This is a genomic window from Curtobacterium sp. A7_M15 (assembly GCF_030705415.1).
GTDB lineage: Bacteria > Actinomycetota > Actinomycetes > Actinomycetales > Microbacteriaceae > Curtobacterium.
Map to the genome: position 1 here is coordinate 1 of NZ_JAUZED010000055.1, position 22,802 is coordinate 22,802.

Genomic DNA, 22,802 nt, shown 5'->3' on the forward strand with positions numbered 1-22,802 from the left:
GTGCGAGGTTCCGCGCTCGGTGCGGGGCCGGTGGCCGGGCACGGAGTGCGGAACCTCGCACACTGCGGCAGGCGCGCCGCGCTCAGCGCCAGCGGTTGAGCATGCCGACCTGCGTGAGCCACTGGGCCTCGCGGGCGGCGCGCTCCTGCTCGAGGCGGCGGCGCGTCTCGAGGTCGACGGACGGACGCACGTGGTGCGTGCGTCGACTCCAGATGATCAGTGACATCCCGATGCGGAGTGCGATGCGGTCGGACAGCGAGACCCGACGGCGCACCGCGCGGGTATCGGGGGGACGGTTGACGGTCTTCGTCGACAAGGTGGTGCCTTTCAGGCGTGACGAACACTGCCGGGGCGCGGCAGTGCTGCCCGGAACGCGGGCAAGGGAGATGAATGCGCGAGAATGCATTCCGACACTCGTCGAAGAATGCACGACGAGTGCGGTCAGGAATTGCTACCGATGGAAGGAGCGTCGCACCGGCCACCGACATTCACGACCGTCTTCCGGCACGCGGAGCACGTCATCGCGAGGATGACCGACGAGTGCGGCAGTTGGTCGGTACGGCACCAGACGGCGAGGAGGACCTCAGCGCGGACGGGCCGGTCGGAGATGCGACTGGTGTGGGACGCTCCGTGTCAGCGGACCCGGATCGGGGTGCCGCCGGACGTACGGATTCCACGGAACGGAGTCGTTTCGGTGATCATCATGGTCAGGCCCCCTCTCGGTCTCGTGCTGACGCGGTGATTGCTGCTCGTGAACACTATCCACACCGGTATTCCCCGCGCAACCCTTTTCTCGAAATTCCTCGGAATTGCATTCCCGAACAGTCCGGGCACGCACGACACCCGGGCACGCACGACACCCGGTCAAGCACCACTTCCGGACACGCAGAACGCCCCGGCACCACGAGGGTGCCGGGGCGTTCGACGGAGCTGGTGCGACTAGACCGCCGCGGGGACCGCGACCGATGCCTCGAGCGCGCCGTCGACCACGTCGATGCGGACGGTGTCGCCCTCGGCGACAGCCTCGTCGACCACGAGGCTCGCGATGCGGTCGTCGACCTCGCGCTGGATCAGGCGACGGAGCGGACGTGCGCCGTACTCCGGCTCGTAGCCGTGCTCGGCGAGCCACGCGACCGCCGCGTCCGTCACGGACAGGGTCATCCCCTGCGCGACGAGCCGCAGCGCGGTGTCCTCGAGCAGCAGCGACACGATCGACTCGATCTGCGAGCGGTCGAGCTTGCGGAAGAGCACGATCTCGTCGATGCGGTTGATGAACTCCGGCCGCATCGCCTCGCGCAGCTTGCCCATGACGCGGGCCCGCAGGTCGTCCTCGGCGAACCCGTCACCGGAGCCGACCGGCGCGAAGCCGAGCGCACCGGAGCGCGACGCGAGGAACTCCGAGCCGATGTTCGACGTCATGATCACCACGGTGTTCCGGAGGTCCACCGTGCGACCCTGGCCGTCGGTCAGGCGTCCGTCGTCGAGCACCTGCAGCAGCAGGTTGAACACGTCCGGGTGTGCCTTCTCGACCTCGTCGAGCAGGACGACCGAGTACGGGTTCCGACGGACACGCTCGGTGAGCTGCCCGGCCTCGTCGTATCCGACGTACCCGGGAGGGGCACCGACCAGCCGCGACACGGTGTGCCGCTCGCCGAACTCGCTCATGTCGAAGCGGAGCATCGCCGACTCGTCCCCGAACAGCGATCCGGCCAGGGCCTTCGCGAGCTCGGTCTTGCCGACGCCGGTCGGGCCGAGGAACAGGAAGCTGCCCACCGGGCGACGCGGGTCGCCCATGCCGGTGCGGCTGCGCCGCACCGCGGTGGCGATGGCGCGCACGGCGTCGTCCTGGCCGACGACGCGCTCGTGGAGCTCGTCCTCGAGCGCGGCGAGCCGGGAGCGGTCGCCCTGCGTGAGGCGGGTCGCCGGGATCCCGGTGGCACGCGACACGACCGCCGCGATGTCCGCCTCCGTGATCGAGGTGCCCACGGATTCCGGACGGGAGGCGCGGGCTGCGTCGGCGGATCCGGCGGCGGTGATCCGCGCCTCCAGTCCGTCGATCTCGTCGCGGAGGCGTGACGCCTCCTCGTAGTGTTCCTCGGTGACCGCCGCGTCCTTCGACGCGGTGAGCGTCGCGACCTGCGTGCGGAGCGCCTCGACGTCGACGTCACCAGACAGCGCGAGGCGACGGCGTGCGCCGGCCTGGTCGATGAGGTCGATCGCCTTGTCCGGCAGGTGCCGGTCGGTGACGTAGCGGTGCGAGAGCTCCACCGAGGCGCGCAGGGCGTCCGGGCTGTAGGTCACGCCGTGGTGCTCCTCGTAGCGCGGGGCGAGTCCGGTGAGGATCGCGATGGCGTCCTCGACGCTGGGCTCCCCCACCGTGACGGGCTGGAAGCGACGCTCGAGTGCGGCGTCCTTCTCGATCCGGCGGTACTCGTTCAGCGTCGTGGCACCGACCAGGTGCAGGTCGCCACGGGCCAACCGGGGCTTGAGGATGTTGCCGGCGTCCATCGAGCCGCCCTCGCCGCCGCCACCGGCGCCGACCACGGTGTGGAGCTCGTCGACGAAGACGATGAGCTCGTCGGCGTGCGCCGCGATCTCGTCCATGGCCTTCGTGAGGCGCTCCTCGAAGTCACCGCGGTAGCGGGTGCCGGAGAGCATGCCGGCCAGGTCGAGGGCCACGACCCGCTTGCCCTGGAGCAGCACGGGCACGTCGCCGTCGGCGATGCGCTGAGCGAGTCCCTCGACGATGGCGGTCTTGCCGACGCCGGGTTCGCCGATCAGGACGGGGTTGTTCTTGGTGCGACGGAGCAGGATCTCCACCGTCTGCTCGATCTCGTCGGCGCGCCCGATCACCGGGTCGATGCGCCCGTCGCGGGCGCGCTCGGTGAGGTCGGTTCCGAACTGGTCGAGCGTCGGGGTGTCGCTCTCGGCACCGGTGGTGCCGGCGGTCTGGTCCTGGCTCGTGGGCATCGGGCGCCCCTCCCTGGCTGCGGCCGCGGCCTGCGCGGCGTAGTCCTGCATGACCTGCGGGGTGACGCCGGCACTCGCGAGCAGCTGCCCGGTGACGGTGTCCTGGTCCATGACGAGCGCGAAGAAGACGTGCTCGGGGTCGGTGTACGTGCTGCCGAAGCCCCGGGCGGCCTGGGTGGCCTCGAGCAGGATGCGCTGGGCGGTCCCGGTCAGGGCCGGGCGGCCGTCGGACTGCTGACGGGGCTCGCGCGCCATCGGCAGGCGCTGCTCGACCTCGTCCGCGAAGCGCTCGGGGTCGACGCCGGCGTGCCGGAGGACCGCGGTGAACGGGTCGGTGCGCACGAGCACGTGCAGGACGTGCAGGGCGTCGATCTCGTGCTGACCCTGCTCGGTGGCGAACTCGGCGGTGCGCTGGAGCAGCTCGTGGGTGCGACGGCTGAGCAGTCGCGTGATGTCGACCGGGCGTCCCAGCGGTACGGATCGCTGGGCGCCGGAGTCCTGTGCCGCGAGCAGGCGCGCGAGGAACTCGTCGAACGAGTCGTTGCCGCCGGTCGGGCCGAACGTTGCTGGCAAAGGGACCTCCTGGGAACTTGAGTGCCTTTGACTCAATGCAACGCAGGAGGCGCCGGGGCATTCCCGGTCGTGGAGAAGACTTGCGGCGACCCGGCTCAGGTCCGTGCGATCGGCGCCGCGGTCGCCCCGGTGACGCGGACCAGGTCCGCCGGGGCCACCTCGATGTCGAAACCCCGACGCCCGCCGGACACGAAGATGCTCGCGTAGGAGAGTGCCGACGCGTCCACCACGGTGGGCAGCTTCGTCTTCTGACCGACCGGGCTGATCCCGCCCACGACGTAGCCGGTGCGCTTCTCGGCGAGGGCCGGATCGGCCAGCGTCGCCTTCTTGCCGCCGACCGCCGCGGCGATCGCCTTGAGGTCGAGCCGGTTCGCCACCGGGACGATCGCCACGGCCAGGGCACCGTCGACCGACACCACGAGGGTCTTGAACACCTGCTCCTCGCGCAGCCCGAGGGCGGCTGCGGCCTCTTCGCCGAAGTTCGTGGCGGTCTCGTGGTGCTCGTAGACGTGCGGGGTGTACGCGACCCCTGCCCGCTCGAGGGCGAGGGTCGCTGGGGTGCTCGGCGAACCTGCGGTCATGGGCACGATCCTGCCGTGACCAGCCACTTCCCCCGGAGCGGCGCGCGGGCGTTACCCTGAACGGACCATGACCGTCGTCGAACTACTCCTGCGCGCCACCGCCGCGCTGGTGCTCGGCTACCCGTCGGTCGGTGTCGCCCCGCTCCTGGCGGTCGCCGCGCTCGGACTCACCGCCGTCGCGGTCGCGGTCCTGGTGGCCGCCGTCCTCGCGGTCGTGCTCGGCGCGGTGCCGGGCCGGTCGGCGACGCCGTCGCGGGCACCGGCCGACCTCGTCACCCGGATCGCCTGGAGCCACCCGGACGCCGACGGACACGCCCGACCGCGGGCACCGGGAGCGCGCGCCTGAGGCCCTGACCACCGACCGGTGGCCGGGCCGTACGAGCGACCCCTCCCACCGAACCGATCGGAACGTCATGGACATCACCACCCTGCCCCTCGTCGGGCCGCTGCTGCACGGCGGCGCCGACCTCCTCGCCGCCACCACCGCGGCACTCTCCCCCGTCACCGGCGGACTCGCCGCCGCGATCGCCGTCGTGCTGCTCACCCTCGCGGTCCGCGCCGTGCTCGTGCCGCTCGCCGTCGTGCAGGTCCGCGCGGAGCGGGATCGCCGGCGCTTGGCGCCGCAGATCGCCGCGCTCCGGAAGCGCCACGCGAAGGACGCCGAACGGCTGCAACGCGCGGTGCAGGAGCTCTACACGAACGAGAAGGTCTCGCCGCTCGCCGGCTGCCTGCCGGTCCTCGCGCAGGCACCGGTGCTGTCGCTCGTCTACACGCTGTTCACGCACGCCTCGATCGACGGCACCGTGAACACGCTGCTGGCCGCCACGCTCGCCGGCGTCCCGCTCGGACACTCGCTCGTGCTCGTCGTGACCTCGCCGCTCTGGGCTCACGCGTGGGTCGTGGTGCTCCTGCTGGCCGTGCTCGTCCTGGTGGTCGAGCTCACCCGCCGCGCGAACCTGCGGTGGAACCCGGCGGCGGTGCCGGACGCCACGGTGCCGGGAGCGGGCGCGACGGCTGCCATCGGCCGGTGGGCGCCGTTCGTCACGGTGGTGTTCGCCGCGATCGCGCCCCTCGCCGCCGCCCTCTACGTCGTCACGAGTGCGGCGTGGACGCTCGGGGAGCGCGCGGTGCTGCGGCGCGTGCTCGCCTGATCCGGGCGTCGCGAGCGCTCAGCCGCCCTGCCCCTCCTGCTGCGGCCCCTGGTCGACAGGGTCGTACTCGGTGCCGCGGCCCTGCTCCTCGTCCGGCAGCGGCACGTGGCGCTCGGTCCCCGTCCCGCCCGGGCTCGTCGCGACGTAGTCGGCCTCGCCCGACTGCGTGTCGTGGCTCAGCGGCTCGAGGGTCTCGGGGTCGGGATCGTGCTTGTCGCTCATGGTCCCCGTCTACGCCCCGCGAACTGGGTGCGCGCCCGCGGGGCGCCGGTGGGACGATGGGTGGACAGTGCGACCGGACCGGGAGTGCGCATGGCCGACGACGACGTGGCAGCAGAACGAGCACGGCTCGAGGCGCTCGCATGGGGCGGCGGCGCGTCCGAGCGCGACGCAGCCGAGGCGCGGCTCGCCCTCGAACGGCTCGGTCGCGGACGACGCGGTCCACGAGGCGCGACTCCCCCACCACCGCGGATCCGGCCGACGGGGCGGTCGCGTCCGACCTCCGTGGCCGGCTCCGACCCGGATCCCGCGCCCGGCGCGACGAGTCCGTCCGGTACCGGCGGCTCGCGGCCGCTCGCTGGTTCCTCGGGGACCGTCGGGAACCCGATGTCCGTCGCGGCCCCGATGTCCGTCGCGGACCCGATGTCCGTGCCGGGGGCACCGGGGCCGCGGACCCCGGACGCGGGACCGCCGGGCGCGGTCGGTGCCGGAGGTGTCCCCGGCACGACCGACCGAGCGGCGCACCACGACCCGGGCGGGACGGCCGACGAACCGGACCACGGGGTGGGTGCCGACCCTGCGACCGTGCCGGGCGACCACGGCGCAGGCGGGTCGCGCCTCCTGGGCCGCCTCGACGCCGTGCGGACGCGGGCCGCCGGGGTGCTCTGGACCACCCGGCCACGCGTCTGGATCGGACTGGGGGTCGCGGCCGCCGTCGGCGTGGCGTTCGCGGCGGGGACGGTGGTGGGGACCTCGCGACCGGACCCGGCGGCGGCACCGAGCGTGACGCCGAGCGCCGGGACGATCACGCTCGAGGACCTGCTGGACGCGCCCCAGACGTACGCCGACCAGCTGCCGGGGCCGGTCGAGGCGCCGGTAACCCTCCGCACCACGCGCCTCATCTTCACGAACCGTGCACTCGACGGCGGCTCCTTCGAGACGCCCTGGAGCGTGTGGGCCGGTGTCGGGACGGACCGCTCGACCATCTGCCTCGTCGCGACGGCGAACCGGTTGGAGTCGACCTCTGCCTGCTACCCGCGGCAGGACGCCCTGCACGGGTCGGTCTCGCTGTCGGCGCAGTCGATGAGCGGCACGCTGACGCTGAACCTGCGCGGCGGCGGGGTGCAGGGCACGGTGACGAACGAGAACTGACCGGTCGGCTCCGGACGTCCGACTGCTCCTAGGCCGACGGTTCGCCGGAGCGACGCGTCCGGACCGCGCCCGTGACGACCCCGACCGATCCGGTGACCGTCTGGATCGCCCGACTGATCGTCGGGACGGACGTCGTGACGACGGCGAGCGACGACGTGATCGCCTCGATCGAGGAGGTCGACAGGTGCTCCTGCGCGTGCGTGTGCGCCGGGAAGCCCCTGCGTGCGGCGATCACCACGCCGAGCGACGCGACCAGGACCGCGCCACCGGCGAACGGCATCCACTGCAGTCCGACGGCGCCGAGGGCTTGGCCGCCGAGTGCCGCCCCGCCCGCGATGCCGATGTTCGACGCGCCGTTCACGAGGGCGCCGGCGATGTCCGGGGAGACACCGCCGGTCCGGATCGCGGCGGCCATGAAGAGCGTGCCCGTGGTGCCGTTGGCTGCCATCCAGACGCCCGCGACGGCCATGGTGCCGACGAGCGACCCGTGCACGAAGGGCAGCACGGCGAACGCTGCGGCCATGACGGCGACCGAGACGATCAGTGTCTGGCGTGGCGCTCGGTCGACGAACAGTCCGGCGAGCCAGAGGCCGACGACGCCGGTGGCACCGAGCACGAGGAGCGCGCCGGAGACCAGGTCGGGGGCGAGCCCGGCGTCGATGGCGTACGGGCCGATGTACGTGTAGACGACGTAGTGGCCGGCGAACAGGAGCAGGTCCGCGATGACGACCGAGAGCAGGCCGGTACGCGCCCACGCCCGCGGCGAGCCGATGTGCGGCGACGACGCGCCGCGGACGGCCGGGAGGAAGGCGAGCGCGACCCCGGCGAGCACCGCCGAGGCGACCGCGACGGAACCCACCGCGGGCCGCCAACCGATGTGCTGCGCGACCCACGTCGCGATCGGCACACCGAGGACGAAGCCGAGCGAGCTGCCCGAGTAGACGAAGGCGATCGCGCGACCCGCGAGGCGGGGCGGCACGATGCGCGTCGCGTACGCGGACGCGACGGAGAAGAACAGCGCGTGGGCCACACCGCCGACGACCCGCCCGGCGCACACGACCGCGAAGGACGGCGCGAGGGCGACCATCAGGTTCGACACGGCGTACCCGATCAGCGTCGCGACGAGGACCGTCTTGCGCGGGAGGCGCGCGGTGAAGGAGGTGAGCGGCAGTGCGAGCAGGGCCACGGCGGCCGCGTACACGGTGACGACGACGCCCATCGTCGACTCGGAGACACCGAGGTCGCGGCTCATCGTGCCGAGCAACCCGACCGGCATGAGCTCGGTCGTGATCGCGAAGAACGTGGCGAGTCCGAGCACGGCGATGCCGACGATCGAACCGGTGGTCACGGTGATCGGCCGCGTGTGCGTGGGCACGGCCGAGGTACGGGTGGTGGTGGACACGGGGCTGACCTCCTCGCTGGGGACGTCCGGGCGCACGGCGACGACGTCCGGGACGACGAGGAGCTGCGCGCTCGAGCTGTGGATGTGGTTGTGGGTACGACTCCACGGCGAGTGCGCCCCTCCAGTGTTGCACGGTGTTCCGACGTGCGCGAGGGGGTGCCGCTGAGAACTTCCTCGGACCGCTCCAACGGCTCGGGGGCGGCGTTTGTTCCCGGGACGCACGACGGGGTGGAGCCGGTCGGCCCCACCCCGTTGTGCGACAGGTGTCAGTCCTGCAGGTGAGACGTCCGGCGGCGGTTGCGCACCGCGCGGAACGTCAGGAGTCCGGCGCCGAGCAGGACCAGCACGCCTGCGGCGATGAGCCCCGGCGTCAGGTCGGCGCCGGTGTAGGCGAGGGCGCCGCTCGTCGAGCCCGAACCCGTGGCGGCGACCGGCGCCGTCGTCGGGCTCGGGCTCGCCGTGGGCGTCGGGGTGGCGGTCGGCGTCGGGCTCGGGCTCGCGGCCGCGGCGACGACGAGGTCGTCCACGGTGACCACGTCCGTGGCGTCCAGACCGGACGTGAACGCGACCGTCGCGTCGCTCCCGGTGACCGAGACCGTGTACTCGGTCGTCGGGTCCAGCCCCTCGAGCGTGTACCCGCCGTCGGTGCCGGTGGTGGCCGTCACGGGCGCTCCCGAGTCCGCCTCGTCCGGCGTCGCCGTCACGGTGCGGCCGGCGACCGGTGCGTCGTCCGTGTCCACGACGCGACCGTTCGCACTCGTGGTGACGGCCTCCGGCGCCGCGGGCGTGGCGAAGGCGAAGTCGCGGGTCTGGTCCGCGCCGCCAGCGACCAGCGTCACCGCGGTGCTCGTCGCCGTCCCCGTCGCGTCCGGCGCGGGGAGCGCCGAGCGGACCGTGTAGGTGCCGCCCACCGTCGTGAACGAGTACGAACCGTCGGTACCGGTGACGGTCGTGGCGACGATCGTGCCGGCCGCGTCGAGCAGGACGACCGTCACACCGGCCTGCGGTGCACCGTCGAGCCGGACCACGCCGCCGACGCTCGCGACGGCGGCGGTCTCGATCCGGTCGATGGCCGTGGGCGCCGCGGGAGCTGCATCACCCGTCGTGATCGTGACCGGGTCCGCCCCGTCGACGGCGACCGTGACCGGTGTGTTCGGCGTCAGACCCGAGGCCGTGTAGTACCCCTCGTCGTTCGTCACCGTCTCGATCGGCGCGGTCGCGTTCGGGTCGCTGATGACCACGGGGACGTCCGCCGCCGGGTTGCCCTCGTCGTCGACGACCTGTCCGACCACGGCCGTGGTCCCCGTCGGCGACACGAACGGGAAGTCCGCGACCTGGTCCACACCGCCCGGGACGCCGTTCAACGAGACACCGGTCACCGTGGCGGCACCCGTGGCTCCGGGCGGTGCGGTGATCGACACCCGGTAGTCGTTGATCACCGGCAGCCCCGGGAACGAGTACGTCCCGTCCGCAGCCGTCGTCGTCGTGTACACCGTGCCGCGCGGTGCCGTCACGGTGACGGTCGCGCCGGGTATCGGCGTGCCGTCGAGCGTGGCCGTGCCGGAGATCGCGGCGGTGCGGTCGGCGAACCAGGTCTGGTAGACGGGGAACCCGCTCCGACGTTCGTAGGTGATGGTCAGGCTCGTCAACGGGGTCGTCGGCGTGAACCACGCGGTCGCGCCGGCGGTGTCGACGGAGCCCGCGTTGCCCGTGAGCGTCAACGTGGCGGGGTCCCAGGTGGGGACGTCCCTGCCGACCGTGCCGTCGGGGTCCGCCGGGCACGACCAGCCGCCGGGCGAGTTCGCCGAGCACGAGTTGTACGCCCCGGAGAACCCGATGTCGGCGGCGGTCGCAGCGGCGCCGGACTGGGTGACAGCCGAGATCGTCGCGCGGTCGGCGTCGATGTCACCCAGGACGAACGACCAGCTGCTCGCCCCGGGGGTCGGCTCGGCGAAGGTGTACGTCGTCACCGACGGCTGGCCCGTCGCATCGGCCAGAGGGCGCTGGTTGAGGTAGGTGTTGCCACGGCTCGAGCCGTACGCCGCGCCCGGTCCGGTCCCCGTGCCCTGCCACGTCGACGCGCCGCTGATCACGGTCGACTGTCGGGAGTTCGACTCGAACGTCGTCTCCGGGAACCCGGGAAGGGTCATGGTGCCGGTGTAGGCCCGGCTCTGGCCGGCGAGGGTGAACGTCCCCCAGTGCCCGGCCGGTTCGGCGGAGGCGGACGACGCGCCGACGAGCGCGAGTCCCCCTCCGAGTGCGAGGGCGGTCAGTGCCGCCGTGACGGTGCGCAAGCGCCGCATCGTGCTCCCCTGCTCGTGCTGACCTGGTCCCTGACCCAGACGCCGGTCCTCGACGTCCGCTCAGGCTATCCGCGCAGCGAGGGACCTGTCCGCCCCGAGACGTGTTCGTGACACGGCAGTGCCGCGCATCATCCCGCGGGAAGCCGGTCCAGCGCCGCGACCTGTCCCGCGACGAGCATCGACCGCGCCTCGTCGATCGAGACCCACCGCGCGTCGTCGACCTCCGGCACCTCGACGAACCGTTCCGAGCCGCGCGGCAGTTCGATCACCGCCGTGTTCGACCGCACCTGGTCGACCGTGAAGCCCGGAGCCTCGACCGCGAACACCCGGACCCGCTTGCCCGAGGCCTGCCGGACCTCGCCGAGGTCGGTCACGGGTCCGTCCGGTGCGGCGATCCCGATCTCCTCGGCGAACTCGCGTCGGGCGGTCTCGAACGGGTCTTCGTCGGCCCCGACGATCCCCTTCGGGATCGACCAGGCACGCGGGCGGTTCCGCCAGAACGGCCCACCCATGTGCGCGATCCACACCTGCACCCCGACATCGTCGGTCCGGTACAGCAGGAGTCCCGCGCTCAGCACCACAGCGCGAGGCTACACAGCGGCCGACGGGAGTAGTTTGCACCACGAGGAGCGCCATGGCGACGCCCCGGAGGGCCCCGGACGAGGAGGTCGATCGGGATGGACGAACGGTGGACGACGGTCACGCTGGCCGCCGACGCGGCGAAGCCGCACGAGGAAGCGCTGCACTGGGTCACCGCACGCGCCGGTACCGGCATCGAACGGATCCGTGTGATCGGCGTCGACCCGGCGATCGAGGGGCGCACCGGACCGGACGGCAAGCGCGTGGCCGACGCCCTCGCGGACGCCGCCCGGAGCGCCATGCCCGACGTCCGTGTCGAGGTGCGCCGACACGCCGGGCCCTTCGCCACGGCGCTCGTAGAGGAGTCGGACGGCGGCGACCTCCTCGTCGTGGGCACCTTCCGCGGCCGACGCGGCTCGACGGCGGGCGGGGACCCGGCCCGGGTCGCCGAACGCGCGGCGGTGCCGACGGTCGTCGTGCCGGACGGACCGCACCCGATCGACGGCGACGTCGTCCTCGCGGTCGAGGAGCCGATCGACGAACGCGCGCTCGCGATCGCCGTCGACGAAGCACACCGGCTCCACCGACGTGTCACGCTGCTGCGCGCCTGGGAGATGCCGGTGCTGACCCGCACGGAGCTCACCGACTTCGCCGAGGACCCGATGCGGTGGCGCACCAGCAACGCCGAGCTGCTGCAGCGTGTGACGTCCGCCGTGACCGCCCGCTACCCGGGCGTCCGCTTCCACCCGCTCCTCGTCGAGGGGCACCCGGGGCACGCGATCGCCGCGCACACCCGACGTGCCTCGCTCGTCGTGCTCGGACTCGGGCACGTGCGGGCGCTCTCGGGGTCCGTGCTGCACGACGTGCTGCGGGAGACGGTGTCGCCGGTGTGCGTGGTCCCGCCGGCGGCTCACGGCGGACGCTTGCCCGACCGCGCGGAGGCGCCGGCGACGGCCGGTCAGCCGGCGATGTCGCGTGCCGCGGCGGCGACGCGCTTCGTGAGGTAGGCGACCCCCCGGGTGTTCGGGTGCAGGGCTCCCGGTTCGAGGTCGATCCGCCGCAGGTCACCGGTGCCGTCGAGCGAGACACCCGCCACGTAGGGCTTTCCCGTGGCGCAGGCCGAGTGCGCCTGGGTCGACGAGAACACGTCCACGAAGCGGACCCCCGCCGCGCGCGCCGCGGACGCCGAGACGTCGTTCAGCGCCTCCTGCACGCCGTGCAGGTACCGCACGTCGGTGTTCGTGAACGGGTAGGAGTTCGTCGGGAAGGACCCCGCCAGGGTCCCGAGGTCGAGGGCGGACCGGAAGCAGCCGCCCTTCGGGGTGTGGTCGGCGTCCGGGAAGATCGCCGGGTACCCGAGGAACAGGATCGTCGCGTTCGGTGCGGCCTGCTTCACCGCAGCGAGCGTGTCGGCGATGCCGAGCGCCACACGCGACTCGATCTTCGTGCCGAGCAGGTCCTCGCCGTCCTGCACGAGCGTGCTGCGGCACGACGGTGCGTCGCGACCGGAGAACACCGGACCCTTCGCCGAGAGGGCCAGGCACGACGCCGCCGTGCCGAACAGGTCCGCGTCGTTCCCGCCGATCGTCAGCGTCACCAGGCGGGTGCGGACCGAGAGCGACCGGATCTGCGGCGGCACCCCTTTGAACTGGAAGCCGCTCGTGACGTCGTCGCTGGTGGCTCCAGCGCACGTGACGTCGGTGAGGGCGAGTCCGAACCGGGCGGCGAGGCGGTGCGGGTAGTCCTGGGCGGACTGTCCGCACGCACTCGTCGGGAGCCGGGTCGGGTCGGAGAGGCCGTAGCCGGCCGAGTACGAGTCGCCGAGCGCGACGTACTCGCTGCCGGGTGGGATGTCGGCGAGCGTCTCCTCCGGCGCACCGGTGACCGGGTAGGGCTGCGGGACCGGCCACATCGGCGCCGCGGAGGCTGCGCCGCCGCCCGCGAGCGAGGCCGCGAGCACGACGGACACCGCCACCACGGCGAGCAGCGTCGAGCGGACGGAGCGGAGCAGGTTCGGCCTCCAGGGACGGGTCGGACGGACCAGGCTAACGCCTCGACCCGGACGCGGCGGTTAGCCTCGGCCCGGACGCGGCGGTCAGCGTCGGCCCAGGCGCCGCTCTCCCCCGCTGCCGGTGCGGTACTCGAGGCCGTAGTGCTGGTAGAGCTCCGGCTCGAGCGACGCGTCGAGCTCGCCGTCGGTCGGGATGGTCGGCGCGTCCTTGACGAGCTTCTTCGGGTAGGCGACCCGCAGGTGCTTCGGTGCGACGAGAGCCCCGACGAGCGGCACGAACGAGAGCTTCTGGAAACCGACCAACCCCGTGGTCACCGAGCCGAAGGCGGGCTCGGACGTCGCGGTGTCGTAGTAGATGCTCTCGAGCGTCCCGACCTTGTCGTCCGCCTCGTCGACGACCGGCAGGCCGATCCAGTCCCGGATGTTCGCGGCTTCGAACACGTGCGCCTCCTCGTGCGCGCCCGGCTGGTCCGGGACGCTCGTCGCCGACGCTACCGGGCCGCGGAGCGGTCGGTCACGCCGAGCGAGTCGACCGCCGCCAGCACGTCATCGGATCCGATCGCGAGCAGCGCCGGGTCCGGGTCCTCGGCGAAGACGTCGCCGCGGCGCACCGACGCATCGGTGAGGACGACGTGCGGGCCCGTTGCCGGCGGCCCCCACGCCTCCGGTGGTGCCGGACCGAACACCACCACCGAGGGGACGCCGTAGGCGGACGCGAGGTGCGCGGCGCCGGTGTCGACGGTCACGACGAGCCGAGCGGCGGCGATGACGCCCGCGAAGTCCTGCAGCGCGAGTCCACCCGCCAGTACCGCCCCCGGCGCCGTCCCGGCCGCCTGCGCGACGGCGGCGGCGCGCTCGACGTCGTCCGCGCCTCCCGTCAGGACCACGTCGAGCCCGCGCTCCTGCAGCCCGCGGACCACGTCGGCGAAGCGGTCCGTCGGCCAGTGCCGCGCACCGTGGAAGGCGCCGACGTGCACGACCGCGGCCCCGTCGGCGACCGGGGGTGCTGCCGGCCGTGCGATGCCGACGTCGTCCGGGTCGGCGTCGATGCCGTGCCAGCGCAGCAGGTCGGTCCAGCGCACGCGCTCGTGCACCGCGTCGGGCCACTCCGGCCCGTCGAAGCCGTGCGTCGGATCGGCGTGACCGATCACCCGGCGGGCACCGAGTGCCGCGACGAGGTCGGACGACTCCGGTCCGGCGCCGTGCAGGTTGACCGCCACGTCGATCGCTCCGGCCGGCGCGCCGACCGGGTGGTCGAGTCCGTGCTGGGCGAGGTGCACGTCCACGTCGGGGACGAGCTCCACGACCGGTGCCAGCCACGCGGTGGTGGCGAGGGTGATCCGGTGGTCCGGGAACGCGCGACGCAACGCGTGCAACGCGGGGACGGCGACGAGCAGGTCACCGAGCTTGATGGCGCGGAGCACGAGCAGCTCGGGGCGCCCGTCGGACGGGGGCAGGGAGTCTACGGCGGTCACACCCGCGACGGTAGACGGCGGGACCCGGTCGGCCACCCGGGAACGCGTTCCGTGGCTGTTCCTGAACCCGTCACCGGCCCGCGATCAGTAGGTCAGGAGCATGCCCCTCGCTCCGGACCGCACCGTGCGCGGTCTCCTCTTCGACCGCGACGACACCCTCGTCATCGACGTCCCGTACAACGCCGACCCGCACCGCGTGGTGCCCGTCCCCGGTGCACGCCGCGCGGTCGCGCGCGCCCGGGCGGCCGGGCTGGCGCTCGGCGTGGTCACGAACCAGTCGGTGATCGCCAAGGGCATGGCGACCCGGGAGCAGGTCGACGCCACGAACGCCCGGGTCGACGAACTCGTCGGCCCCTTCGACGTGTGGTGCGTCTGCCCGCACGACGCCGACGACGACTGCGCCTGCCGGAAGCCGCGGCCCGGGATGGTCCTCGACGCGGCCGAGCGTCTCGGCCTCGACCCGTCCGAACTCGTGGTCGTCGGGGACATCGGCGCCGACGTCGGCGCCGCCCTGGCCGCGGGCGCCCAGTCCGTCCTCGTGCCCACGCCCCGCACCCGTCCCGAAGAGGTCGATGCCGCCCCGACCGTCGCAGCGACGATCGAGGACGCCGTGGCGCTCGTCCTCGACCACGCGCAGGTGGTGCCGTCGTGAGCACCGCGCCCCGGGTCCTCGTGGTCCGCCTCGACTCCTTCGGTGACGTGCTCGTCGCGGGGCCCGCCGTCCGGGCCGTCGCGGCGGGTGCCTCCCAGGTCACCATGCTGTGCGGACCGCAGGGTGCCCCCGCCGCGGAACTCCTGCCCGGCGTGGACCGCCTGCGGGTCTGGGCGGCGCCGTGGGTCACCGAGACCGCACGCCCGATCGACGACGCACTCCTGGGCGAGTTCCGTGCGCTCGTCACCGAGGTCGCCCCGGACGAGGCGGTCGTGCTGACGTCCTTCCACCAGTCGCCGCTGCCCGTCGCACTGCTGCTGCGCCTGGCCGGCGTCCCGCGCATCACCGGTGCGTCCGTCGACCACCCGGGCTCCTTGCTCGACGTGCGACTGCGGCCCGGCGAGGACCTGCCCGAGGAGCTCCCGGAGCCGGAGCGCGCCCTCCGGATCGCCGAGGCCGCCGGGTTCCGACTGCCGACGGGTGATGCCGGGAGGCTCGCCGTGCGTCAGGACGCCGACCTGCCACCGTCGGTGGCCGGCCTGGGGCGGTACGTGGTCGTCCACCCCGGCGCGAGCGTCCCGGCCCGTTCGTGGCCCGAGGGTCACCACCGCGCGTTGGTCGCCGCGTACACGGCGCGCGGGATCCCGGTCGTCGTCACCGGGTCCCCCGGCGAGACCGCGTTGACCGCGGCGGTCGCCGGGGACGATGCGGTCGACCTCGGTGGGCGGACGACCCCGGCCGAGCTCGCCGCTGTGCTCGCCGCCGCCGAGGTGGTCGTCGTGGGCAACACCGGCCCGGCACACCTCGCGGCGGCGGTCGGCGTCCCGATCGTCAGTCTGTTCTCGCCCGTCGTGCCCGCGGCGAAGTGGGCGCCGTACGCCGAGCACGTCGAACTGCTCGGCGACCAGGGCGCACCCTGCCGACTCAGCCGCGCCCGGGAGTGCCCGGTCCCGGGACACCCGTGCCTGTCCACTGTGCGCGTCGAGGACGTGCTCGCGGCCCACGAACGGCTGCTGGACCGCGCTTCGCGGATGGTCGGGAGAAGTCTGCGCGACGCTTCAGAAGGCGCTGCGTAGCGTGCGCCACTGCTTCTCCTTCTTCTCCTCCTCCTGCTCCCCTGACCCGACGGAAGGCACCGCATGCGGATCCTCGTGTGGCACGTGCACGGCGGCTGGATGGACGCCTTCGTCCGCGGCCCGCACGAGTACCTCATCCCGACGAACGCCGAACGCGACGCCTGGGGCCTCGGCCGCGGCGGACGCGACTGGCCGGACGCGGCGATCGAGATCGACCCTGCGGACGTCGCCGACGCGGAGGTCGACGTCGTCGTCCTGCAGCGGACCGAGGAGCTCGAACACGCGCGGCGCCTGCTCGGCGGCCGAGACGTGCCGATGGTCTTCGTGGAGCACAACGCTCCGCGGATCGACGTGCCGAACAGCCTGCACCCGTTCCGGGACCGGGACGACCTCACGATCGCGCACGTCACGCACTGGAACGCGCTCATGTGGGACTGCGGCACGACCCGCATGACGGTCATCGAGCACGGCGTGGTCGACCCGGGGCCGCTGTACACCGGGGCCCTCGAGCGCTTCGGCGTCGTGATCAACGAGCCGGTCCGGCGGAACCGCGTCGTCGGGACGGACCTGCTCCCCCGCTTCGCGTCGGTGGCTCCGGTCGACGTCTGGGGCATGGGCACCGAACGCCTGCCGGAGCTCGGGTTCGGCGACCGTGTGGCAGCCCTCGGTGACGTCCCGTCCGACCCGATGCACGCCGCGCTCGCGGAACGCCGCGCCTACGTTCACCCGAACCGGTGGACGTCCCTCGGGCTGTCCCTCATCGAGGCGATGCACATGGCGATGCCGGTCCTCGTGCTCGCGACGACCGACGCGAGCCGCACGGTCCCGGCCGATGCCGGCGCGATCGCGACCGACGTCGAGGAGCTGGTGCGCACCTCCAGGACCCTGCTCGAGGACCCGGACGAAGCGCGCCGACGCGGTGCCGTGGCCCGTGAAGCCGTCCTGGCGCGGCACGCGCTCGGCCGGTACCTGGCCGACTGGGACGACCTGCTCGACCACGCGGTCACCCGGGCGGGGCGCACGAACCGAGCGGCCGGTGCCGCTCTCGAAGGGAGCCTGCGATGAAGATCGCCATGGTGTCCGAGCACGCGAGTCCGCTCGCGGTCCTCGGCGGCGTCGATGCCGGTGGGCAGAACGTCCACGTCGCGGAGTTGTCCGGAGCGCTCGCGGACCGCGGCCACCAGGTCACGGTCTACACGCGGCGCGACGACGCGGAGCAGCCGGTCCGGGTGCTCCTCCGGCCGGGGGTCGAGGTGGTGCACGTCGACGCCGGTCCGGCCCGCCAGGTCCCCAAGGACGAGCTGTTCCCGTACATGAGCACGTTCGCGTCCGTCCTCGCCGCAGAGTGGTTCGTCGACCGACCCGACGTCGTGCACGGGCACTTCTGGATGTCCGGGCACGCCGCGCTCGAGGCCGTCACCCAGGTGCAGGCGCGGACCGGCGGCGTCCGGATCCCCGTCGTGCAGACGTTCCACGCCCTCGGCGTGGTGAAGCGTCGGCACCAGGGCCAGGCGGACACCAGCCCGGCCGAGCGTGAGTGGATCGAACCCGCCGTCGGACGGAGCGTCGACCAGGTCGTCGCCACCTGCTCGGACGAGGCGTTCGAGCTCAAGACCCTCGGCGTACCGCTGCACCGCATCTCGGTCGTCCCGTGCGGCGTCGACACGACCCTGTTCCGCCCGGACGGACCCGTCGAGGAACGCCGGCGTCCGTTCCGGGTGCTGTCCGCGTCCCGCCTCGTCCGACGCAAGGGCGTCGGCACGACCATCGCGGCGCTCGCGGAGCTCGTGCACGCCGGGCGCGACGTGGAGCTCGTCGTGGTGGGCGGCGCGGGCGTCGCGGGGGCCGACCTGCCCGACGACCCGGAGTACCAGCGGCTCGACGCGTTGGCACGGGACCTCGGCGTGCGGCACCACGTCACGTTCCGCGGCCAGCTCGGGCAGCACGACATGCCCGCCGTCTACCGCAGCGCCGACGTCGTCGTGTGCGCCCCGTGGTACGAGCCGTTCGGCATCGTGCCGCTCGAGGCGATGGCGTGCGGACGTCCGGTCGTGGCCTCGAGCGTCGGCGGACTCATCGACACGGTGGTCGAGGACGCCACCGGCCTGCACGTCCCGCCGCGCGACGAGCACGCGGTCGCCCAGGCGGTCGGCGCGTTGCTCGACGACCCGGACCGGCGCGAGGCCTACGGACGTGCCGGTCGGGAACGCGCGGAAGCCCGCTACACGTGGCAGAAGGTCGCCGCCGACAGCGAGCGCGTCTACGAGCGGCTCCTCGCCGGCACGGCGGGCGTCACCGCGACCTCGGCCGCCGCACGCCCCCGCACCACCGCACGCACGCGCAGCACCGAGGCCGGCCGGGTCGCCCGCGCCGCGCAGCCGACGGAGAGGAACGCACGATGACCATCGACCAGCAGACCGGGCTCGACGAGCAGACCGCGACGGAGAGCGCCCGGGTCGTGCTCGACCACGTCGCGGCCTCCGTGCCCGTCATCGCCTCCCTCGTCGACCACAAGGACCACATCGCCGACTGGGCGGACGACATCGCTGCCCGGCTCGTCGCGGGACGACGGCTGCTCGCGGCCGGCAACGGCGGATCGGCCGCCGAAGCGCAGCACCTGACCTCGGAGCTGACCGGCCGGTTCGACGGGGACCGGCCGGCGTACTCCGCGATCTCGCTGCACGCCGAGTCGTCGGCCGTCACGGCGATCGGGAACGACTACGGCTACGACGAGGTGTTCGCCCGGCAGGTGTCGGCACACGCGCGTGCCGGGGACGTGGTCGTCCTGCTCTCGACCAGCGGGAAGAGCCCGAACCTGCTCCGGGCGGCCGCGGCGGCACGAGCGGTCGGCGCGAGGACGATCGCGATGACCGGCCCCCGCCCGAACCCCCTCGCCGAGGCGGTCGACGACGCGATCTGCATCGACGGTCCCTCCGCGAACGTGCAGGAGGCGCAGCTCGTGCTCGTGCACGCCCTCTGCCGGGCCATGGAGCCCGCCCTGCGCCGGGGCGGTCGCCGATGAGCGCCGACGGACACCGGGCGTCCACACCGCTCCGGATCGCCGTCGTCGGCGACACCCTGCTCGACGTCGACGTCTCCGGCACCAGCGAACGCCTCAGTCCGGACGCGCCCGTCCCCGTGGTCGACGTCCGCACGGACGACCGACGTGCCGGTGGCGCAGGTCTGGTCGCGACGATGCTCGCCCGGGACGGACACGACGTCACCCTGGTCACCGTGCTGAGCGACGACGGCCGGGCAGACGAGATCCGGGAGCTGCTGCCCGGCGTCACCGTCGTGGCCGGACCCTCCGGCGTCCCCACCCCGGTGAAGACCCGGGTGCGCGTCGTCGACCACGCGCTCGTCCGCATCGACGAGGGGTGCGCCACCCCGCCCGTGCCGGACCCCACCCCGGAGATGGCGGCCGCGCTCGACGCCGTCGACGCCGTGGTCGTCGCCGACTACGGCCGCGGGGTCGCCGCCGCTGGCGACCTCCGCGACGCGATCGCCCGCGCCGCCGGCCGCATCCCGGTGGTGTGGGACCCCCACCCCAAGGGCGCCGAACCGGTGCCGGGCATCGCCGTGGCCACCCCGAACCAGTCCGAGGCACGCGGCTTCACCGACGTCGGCGGGCAGGGCGTGCCGTTCGCGACCGAGGCCGCGGCGGCACTCCTCGAGCGATGGGGCGTGGGCGCCGTGGCGGTGACCCTCGGCGACCGCGGAGCACTCGTCGCCGACGGGCGCTCCGGCAACCGCTTCGTCCCCGCCCCCTCGGTGACCGCCGGCGACCCCTGCGGTGCCGGCGACCGGCTCGCGGCCAGCGTCGCCGTCGCGCTCGCGTCCGGGGCCGACGTGACGGACGCGGTCTCCGCCGGGGTCGTGGCGGCGTCCGAGTACCTCGCCGCGGGAGGGGTCACCGCGCTCCTCGGCGACGAGGGCCCCGCACCCGTGCGGGTGCCGGGGGTCGACCGTGACGCGATGCGCGTCGTGCACGAGGTCCGCAGCGCCGGCGGCACCGTCGTGGCGACCGGCGGCTGCTTCGACCTGCTGCACGCCGGGCACGCCCGCACGCTCTCGGCGGCCCGGGCGCTCGGTGACTGCCTGGTCGTCTGCCTGAACTCGGACGACTCGGTCCGCGCGCTCAAGGGTCCGGAGCGACCGATCATGACCCAGGACGACCGCGTCGAGCTCCTGCTCGCGCTGGACTGCGTCGACGCCGTCGTCGTGTTCGACGAGCAGACGCCCGACGAGGCCCTGCGCCGCTTCCGGCCCGACGTCTGGGCGAAGGGCGGCGACTACACCGCGAGCGAGCTGCCCGAGACCGCCACCCTCGCCGAGTGGGGCGGTCGCGTCGTGACGGTCCCGTTCCACCCCGGACGCTCGACGACCCGGCTCGCCGCCGCGCTCGCGCACGTCGGCTGAGCCCACCCCACACCCCTACGGAAGGAAGTCCATGCCCGTCCCCACCACCCCCATCGGCCGCGTCCTCGTCACCGGCGGCGCCTCCGGACTCGGAGCCGCCGTCGTCCAGGCCGTCGCCGACGCCGGCGGGACCCCGATCGTCCTCGACCTCCGTGTCGACGGCGTCCCCGAGGGCACCGACGCCGTGGCGGTCGACGTCACGGACACCGAGGCGACCGAGCGCGCGGTGCGCGAGGCGGCGGACCGCCACGGCGGGCTCGACGCGGTCGTCACCGCGGCGGGGATCGACAAGCCCGCCCCGATCGGCGGCATCTCGTCCGGGGACTGGGAGCGCATCGTCGCCGTGAACCTGCTCGGCACCGCCGCCGTGGTGCGCGCGGCGCTGCCCGCCCTCGAGGCGTCGCACGGCCGCGTCGTGACGATCGCGTCGTCCCTCGCCCTGCGCGGCGTCGGCGACGGCACCGCGTACTCGGCGTCGAAGTTCGGGGTGCGCGGGTTCTCGCAGGCCCTCGCCGCCGAGACGGGCGGCAGCGTCGGTGTGACGAACATCATCCCCGCCGGGATGCGCACGAACTTCTTCGCGGACCGCACCGAGCAGTACAAGCCCGGTCCGGACGCGCAGCTCATCGAGCCCGAGTACGTCGCGAACGCGATCCTGTTCGCGCTGTCGCAGCCGGCGGGCTGCGAGATCCGCGAGATGTCGATCATGCCGGCGACGGAGCCGAGCTGGCCGTAGACCGCAGCGGATGACGGACGGGAGGCGCGGGGCGGGCCGGCCCCCCGCCACCCGTGCGTCACGGGGGGGGGGGGGGCGCGGCGCGCGGGTCAGGTGGTCGCCAGCAGGTCCGCCACGTCCGCGAGGACGGCGTCCGGCTCCACCTCGTCGACGTACGACGGGTCGTGAGCGCAGCGTTCCGCCGTCCAGCCGACCTGCGTCACGTCGATCCCGCAGACCGGGCACCGCGTCACGTAGGACAGGTGCACACGGTGTCGTCCGCGGTCGAACGGCCCCGCGTTGACGACGTTGCCGAACCAGAACACGCCGACCGTCGGCGTCCCGACCGCCACCGCGAGGTGCCGTGGCCCGGAGTCGTTCCCGACCACGACGTCCGCCGCCGCGAGCAGGGCCGGCAGGTCCGCGAGGGGCAGGTCCCCGGTGCGGTCGTGCAGCCGGTCGGCGAGGTCGTCCGGCACGGCCGCGCGGATGGCCCGTGCCGCTGCCACGTCCGTGGCGTCGCCCACGAGGACGACGTCGTCGCCGGCGCGGAGCCGGGCCCGGGCGACGGCGGCGAACCGCTCCGGGCTCCAGCGTCGACGCGGATCGGTCGCCCCCGGGTGGATCGCGACGAGTTGTCCGGTCACCCCGAGCGTCCGGCGGGCCGCGGTGCGCTCCTCGTCGCTCACGCGGACCCGCGGGTCGAGCGTCACGGGGGCAGCACCGGCGAGCGAGACGACCTCGAGCGCGCGCAGGACCTCGTGCTGGTAGTAGACGTAGCGGACCCAGCGCTCCGTGACCTCGGCGTCCTCGGTCGCGGTCCCGACCGTGTGCCGCGCGTCGAGCCGCAACAGGAAGGGGTTCGAGTTCCGGCCGCCGCCGTGGAGCTGCACGGCGAGGTCGAACCGGCCCCGCGTCCGCGCGTCGAACTCGGCGAGGCTCGGTGCGCCGTCCCCGGAGTCCCGCACGCCGGGGACGACGGGCAGCTCCTCGAAGGCGTGCACCGCGTCGGTCCGTCCGATGAGCACGCTCGGCGCGAGGGGCGTGCCGAGCAGGGTGACGCGCGCCTCGGGGTACGCCGCCGCGAGGGCCTCGATCGCCGGCACGGCGAACATCAGGTCCCCCAACCCACCTCCGCGGAGCACCGCGATCTCCCCGACGTCCTCGAAGCGTTCTCCACCGTTGCCGATCAGTTGCACCCCTCCCGTCTACCTGGGGGACCCCGCGGAGGTGTCCAGCCCCGGGCCGGATGGACGAGAAGCGCGATCCCGGGAACGCACCCAGCCGGTGCCGAGCAGCGTTCGACTCCCGCCAACTCCGGAAGGAACCCATGACGCTCGAAGCACCGCTCCCGACGGAGACCGACCGCGACGACGCACGGGTGGTGACGAACCCCGTCGACGGAACCGTCGCGTCCACCGTGGCCCGCTCCACCCGCGAGGAGGTCCGGACCGCGGTCGCCCGTGCCCGCGCCGCCGCCCCGGCCTGGGCACGCACCGCGCCGGCCGAGCGGGGCGCGCTGCT

At 73.8% G+C, this 22,802-nt stretch carries 23 protein-coding genes; 12 read left to right on the forward strand and 11 right to left on the reverse strand.

Going from position 1 to position 22,802, the window contains the following annotated elements:
• Positions 1 to 82: 82 nt before the first annotated feature.
• From Q7F20_RS11160 to ybaK, 3 genes are all read right to left on the reverse strand, one after another.
• A complete protein-coding gene (locus Q7F20_RS11160) occupies positions 83 to 316 on the reverse strand; it encodes a hypothetical protein (RefSeq protein ID WP_305740161.1) in 234 nt (77 codons plus the stop codon).
• 623 nt (positions 317 to 939) lie between these two features.
• A complete protein-coding gene (locus Q7F20_RS11165) occupies positions 940 to 3,543 on the reverse strand; it encodes an ATP-dependent Clp protease ATP-binding subunit (protein ID WP_305740162.1) in 2,604 nt (867 codons plus the stop codon).
• Between the two features lie 95 nt (positions 3,544 to 3,638).
• Positions 3,639 to 4,124, reverse strand: a complete 486-nt coding sequence (gene ybaK, locus Q7F20_RS11170; protein WP_305740163.1) for a Cys-tRNA(Pro) deacylase — start codon at positions 4,122 to 4,124, stop codon at positions 3,639 to 3,641.
• A gap of 67 nt (positions 4,125 to 4,191) precedes the next feature.
• Here ybaK and Q7F20_RS11175 point away from each other — a divergent pair, with 67 nt between their 5' ends.
• Positions 4,192 to 4,470: a hypothetical protein gene (locus tag Q7F20_RS11175; protein WP_305740164.1), complete on the forward strand. Its 279-nt coding sequence runs from the start codon at positions 4,192 to 4,194 to the stop codon at positions 4,468 to 4,470.
• A 67-nt stretch (positions 4,471 to 4,537) separates the two neighbouring features.
• Complete coding sequence (locus tag Q7F20_RS11180; RefSeq protein ID WP_305740165.1) at positions 4,538 to 5,275, forward strand: membrane protein insertase YidC; 738 nt, start codon at positions 4,538 to 4,540, stop codon at positions 5,273 to 5,275.
• Between the two features lie 18 nt (positions 5,276 to 5,293).
• Here the strand turns inward: Q7F20_RS11180 and Q7F20_RS11185 are convergent, their stop codons facing one another.
• The gene (locus tag Q7F20_RS11185; protein WP_071294668.1) at positions 5,294 to 5,497 is read right to left on the reverse strand and encodes a hypothetical protein; all 204 of its coding nucleotides are present in this window, start codon (positions 5,495 to 5,497) and stop codon (positions 5,294 to 5,296) included.
• A gap of 90 nt (positions 5,498 to 5,587) precedes the next feature.
• Here Q7F20_RS11185 and Q7F20_RS11190 point away from each other — a divergent pair, with 90 nt between their 5' ends.
• The gene (locus Q7F20_RS11190; RefSeq protein WP_305740166.1) at positions 5,588 to 6,646 is read left to right on the forward strand and encodes a hypothetical protein; all 1,059 of its coding nucleotides are present in this window, start codon (positions 5,588 to 5,590) and stop codon (positions 6,644 to 6,646) included.
• A gap of 28 nt (positions 6,647 to 6,674) precedes the next feature.
• Here the strand turns inward: Q7F20_RS11190 and Q7F20_RS11195 are convergent, their stop codons facing one another.
• The 3 genes from Q7F20_RS11195 to Q7F20_RS11205 all read right to left on the reverse strand — a co-directional run bounded on the left by Q7F20_RS11195 (position 6,675) and on the right by Q7F20_RS11205 (position 10,932).
• Positions 6,675 to 8,048: an MFS transporter gene (locus Q7F20_RS11195; RefSeq protein ID WP_305740167.1), complete on the reverse strand. Its 1,374-nt coding sequence runs from the start codon at positions 8,046 to 8,048 to the stop codon at positions 6,675 to 6,677.
• Between the two features lie 266 nt (positions 8,049 to 8,314).
• Positions 8,315 to 10,342, reverse strand: coding sequence for a collagen binding domain-containing protein (locus tag Q7F20_RS11200; protein ID WP_305740168.1), 2,028 nt, complete (start codon positions 10,340 to 10,342; stop codon positions 8,315 to 8,317).
• A 137-nt stretch (positions 10,343 to 10,479) separates the two neighbouring features.
• Positions 10,480 to 10,932 carry an NUDIX domain-containing protein gene (locus Q7F20_RS11205; RefSeq protein ID WP_305740169.1) on the reverse strand — a complete coding sequence of 151 codons (453 nt, stop codon included), beginning with the start codon at positions 10,930 to 10,932 and terminating at the stop codon, positions 10,480 to 10,482.
• Positions 10,933 to 11,028: 96 nt separating this feature from the next.
• On the opposite strand from Q7F20_RS11205, the gene Q7F20_RS11210 reads away from it, so the two are divergent.
• Positions 11,029 to 11,937: a universal stress protein gene (locus Q7F20_RS11210; RefSeq protein ID WP_305740170.1), complete on the forward strand. Its 909-nt coding sequence runs from the start codon at positions 11,029 to 11,031 to the stop codon at positions 11,935 to 11,937.
• Here Q7F20_RS11210 and Q7F20_RS11215 read toward each other — a convergent pair.
• From Q7F20_RS11215 to Q7F20_RS11225, 3 genes are all read right to left on the reverse strand, one after another.
• Positions 11,889 to 12,908: an SGNH/GDSL hydrolase family protein gene (locus Q7F20_RS11215; protein WP_305740171.1), complete on the reverse strand. Its 1,020-nt coding sequence runs from the start codon at positions 12,906 to 12,908 to the stop codon at positions 11,889 to 11,891. The two genes, Q7F20_RS11210 and Q7F20_RS11215, sit on opposite strands and share 49 nt — an antisense overlap.
• A 117-nt stretch (positions 12,909 to 13,025) precedes the next feature.
• Entirely contained in the window at positions 13,026 to 13,382 is a 357-nt protein-coding gene (locus Q7F20_RS11220) for a PRC-barrel domain-containing protein (protein ID WP_305740172.1), read from the reverse strand.
• A 50-nt stretch (positions 13,383 to 13,432) separates the two neighbouring features.
• Positions 13,433 to 14,416: a glycosyltransferase family 9 protein gene (locus Q7F20_RS11225; RefSeq protein ID WP_305740173.1), complete on the reverse strand. Its 984-nt coding sequence runs from the start codon at positions 14,414 to 14,416 to the stop codon at positions 13,433 to 13,435.
• 100 nt (positions 14,417 to 14,516) lie between these two features.
• Here Q7F20_RS11225 and Q7F20_RS11230 point away from each other — a divergent pair, with 100 nt between their 5' ends.
• The 7 genes from Q7F20_RS11230 to Q7F20_RS11260 all read left to right on the forward strand — a co-directional run bounded on the left by Q7F20_RS11230 (position 14,517) and on the right by Q7F20_RS11260 (position 21,299).
• Positions 14,517 to 15,068, forward strand: coding sequence for an HAD-IIIA family hydrolase (locus Q7F20_RS11230; RefSeq protein WP_305740174.1), 552 nt, complete (start codon positions 14,517 to 14,519; stop codon positions 15,066 to 15,068).
• A complete protein-coding gene (locus Q7F20_RS11235; RefSeq protein ID WP_305740175.1) occupies positions 15,065 to 16,144 on the forward strand; it encodes a glycosyltransferase family 9 protein in 1,080 nt (359 codons plus the stop codon). The genes Q7F20_RS11230 and Q7F20_RS11235 overlap by 4 nt, the downstream gene beginning before the upstream one ends.
• A gap of 63 nt (positions 16,145 to 16,207) precedes the next feature.
• Positions 16,208 to 17,209 carry a glycosyltransferase gene (locus tag Q7F20_RS11240; protein WP_305740176.1) on the forward strand — a complete coding sequence of 334 codons (1,002 nt, stop codon included), beginning with the start codon at positions 16,208 to 16,210 and terminating at the stop codon, positions 17,207 to 17,209.
• Positions 17,206 to 18,546, forward strand: a complete 1,341-nt coding sequence (locus Q7F20_RS11245; protein ID WP_305740177.1) for a glycosyltransferase — start codon at positions 17,206 to 17,208, stop codon at positions 18,544 to 18,546. Before Q7F20_RS11240 ends, Q7F20_RS11245 begins: the two co-directional genes overlap by 4 nt.
• Positions 18,543 to 19,166, forward strand: coding sequence for an SIS domain-containing protein (locus Q7F20_RS11250; RefSeq protein ID WP_305740178.1), 624 nt, complete (start codon positions 18,543 to 18,545; stop codon positions 19,164 to 19,166). Before Q7F20_RS11245 ends, Q7F20_RS11250 begins: the two co-directional genes overlap by 4 nt.
• Positions 19,163 to 20,563 (forward strand): PfkB family carbohydrate kinase, encoded by a 1,401-nt coding sequence (locus Q7F20_RS11255; RefSeq protein ID WP_305740179.1) that lies wholly within the window; start codon positions 19,163 to 19,165, stop codon positions 20,561 to 20,563. The genes Q7F20_RS11250 and Q7F20_RS11255 overlap by 4 nt, the downstream gene beginning before the upstream one ends.
• A gap of 31 nt (positions 20,564 to 20,594) precedes the next feature.
• Positions 20,595 to 21,299 (forward strand): SDR family oxidoreductase, encoded by a 705-nt coding sequence (locus Q7F20_RS11260; protein ID WP_305740180.1) that lies wholly within the window; start codon positions 20,595 to 20,597, stop codon positions 21,297 to 21,299.
• Positions 21,300 to 21,388: 89 nt separating this feature from the next.
• Here Q7F20_RS11260 and Q7F20_RS11265 read toward each other — a convergent pair whose 3' ends face one another.
• Positions 21,389 to 22,477: a glycosyltransferase family 9 protein gene (locus tag Q7F20_RS11265; protein ID WP_305740181.1), complete on the reverse strand. Its 1,089-nt coding sequence runs from the start codon at positions 22,475 to 22,477 to the stop codon at positions 21,389 to 21,391.
• Positions 22,478 to 22,608: 131 nt separating this feature from the next.
• On the opposite strand from Q7F20_RS11265, the gene Q7F20_RS11270 reads away from it, so the two are divergent.
• On the forward strand, positions 22,609 to 22,802 hold a 194-nt coding region (locus Q7F20_RS11270; protein WP_305740182.1), incomplete at its 3' end, for an aldehyde dehydrogenase family protein.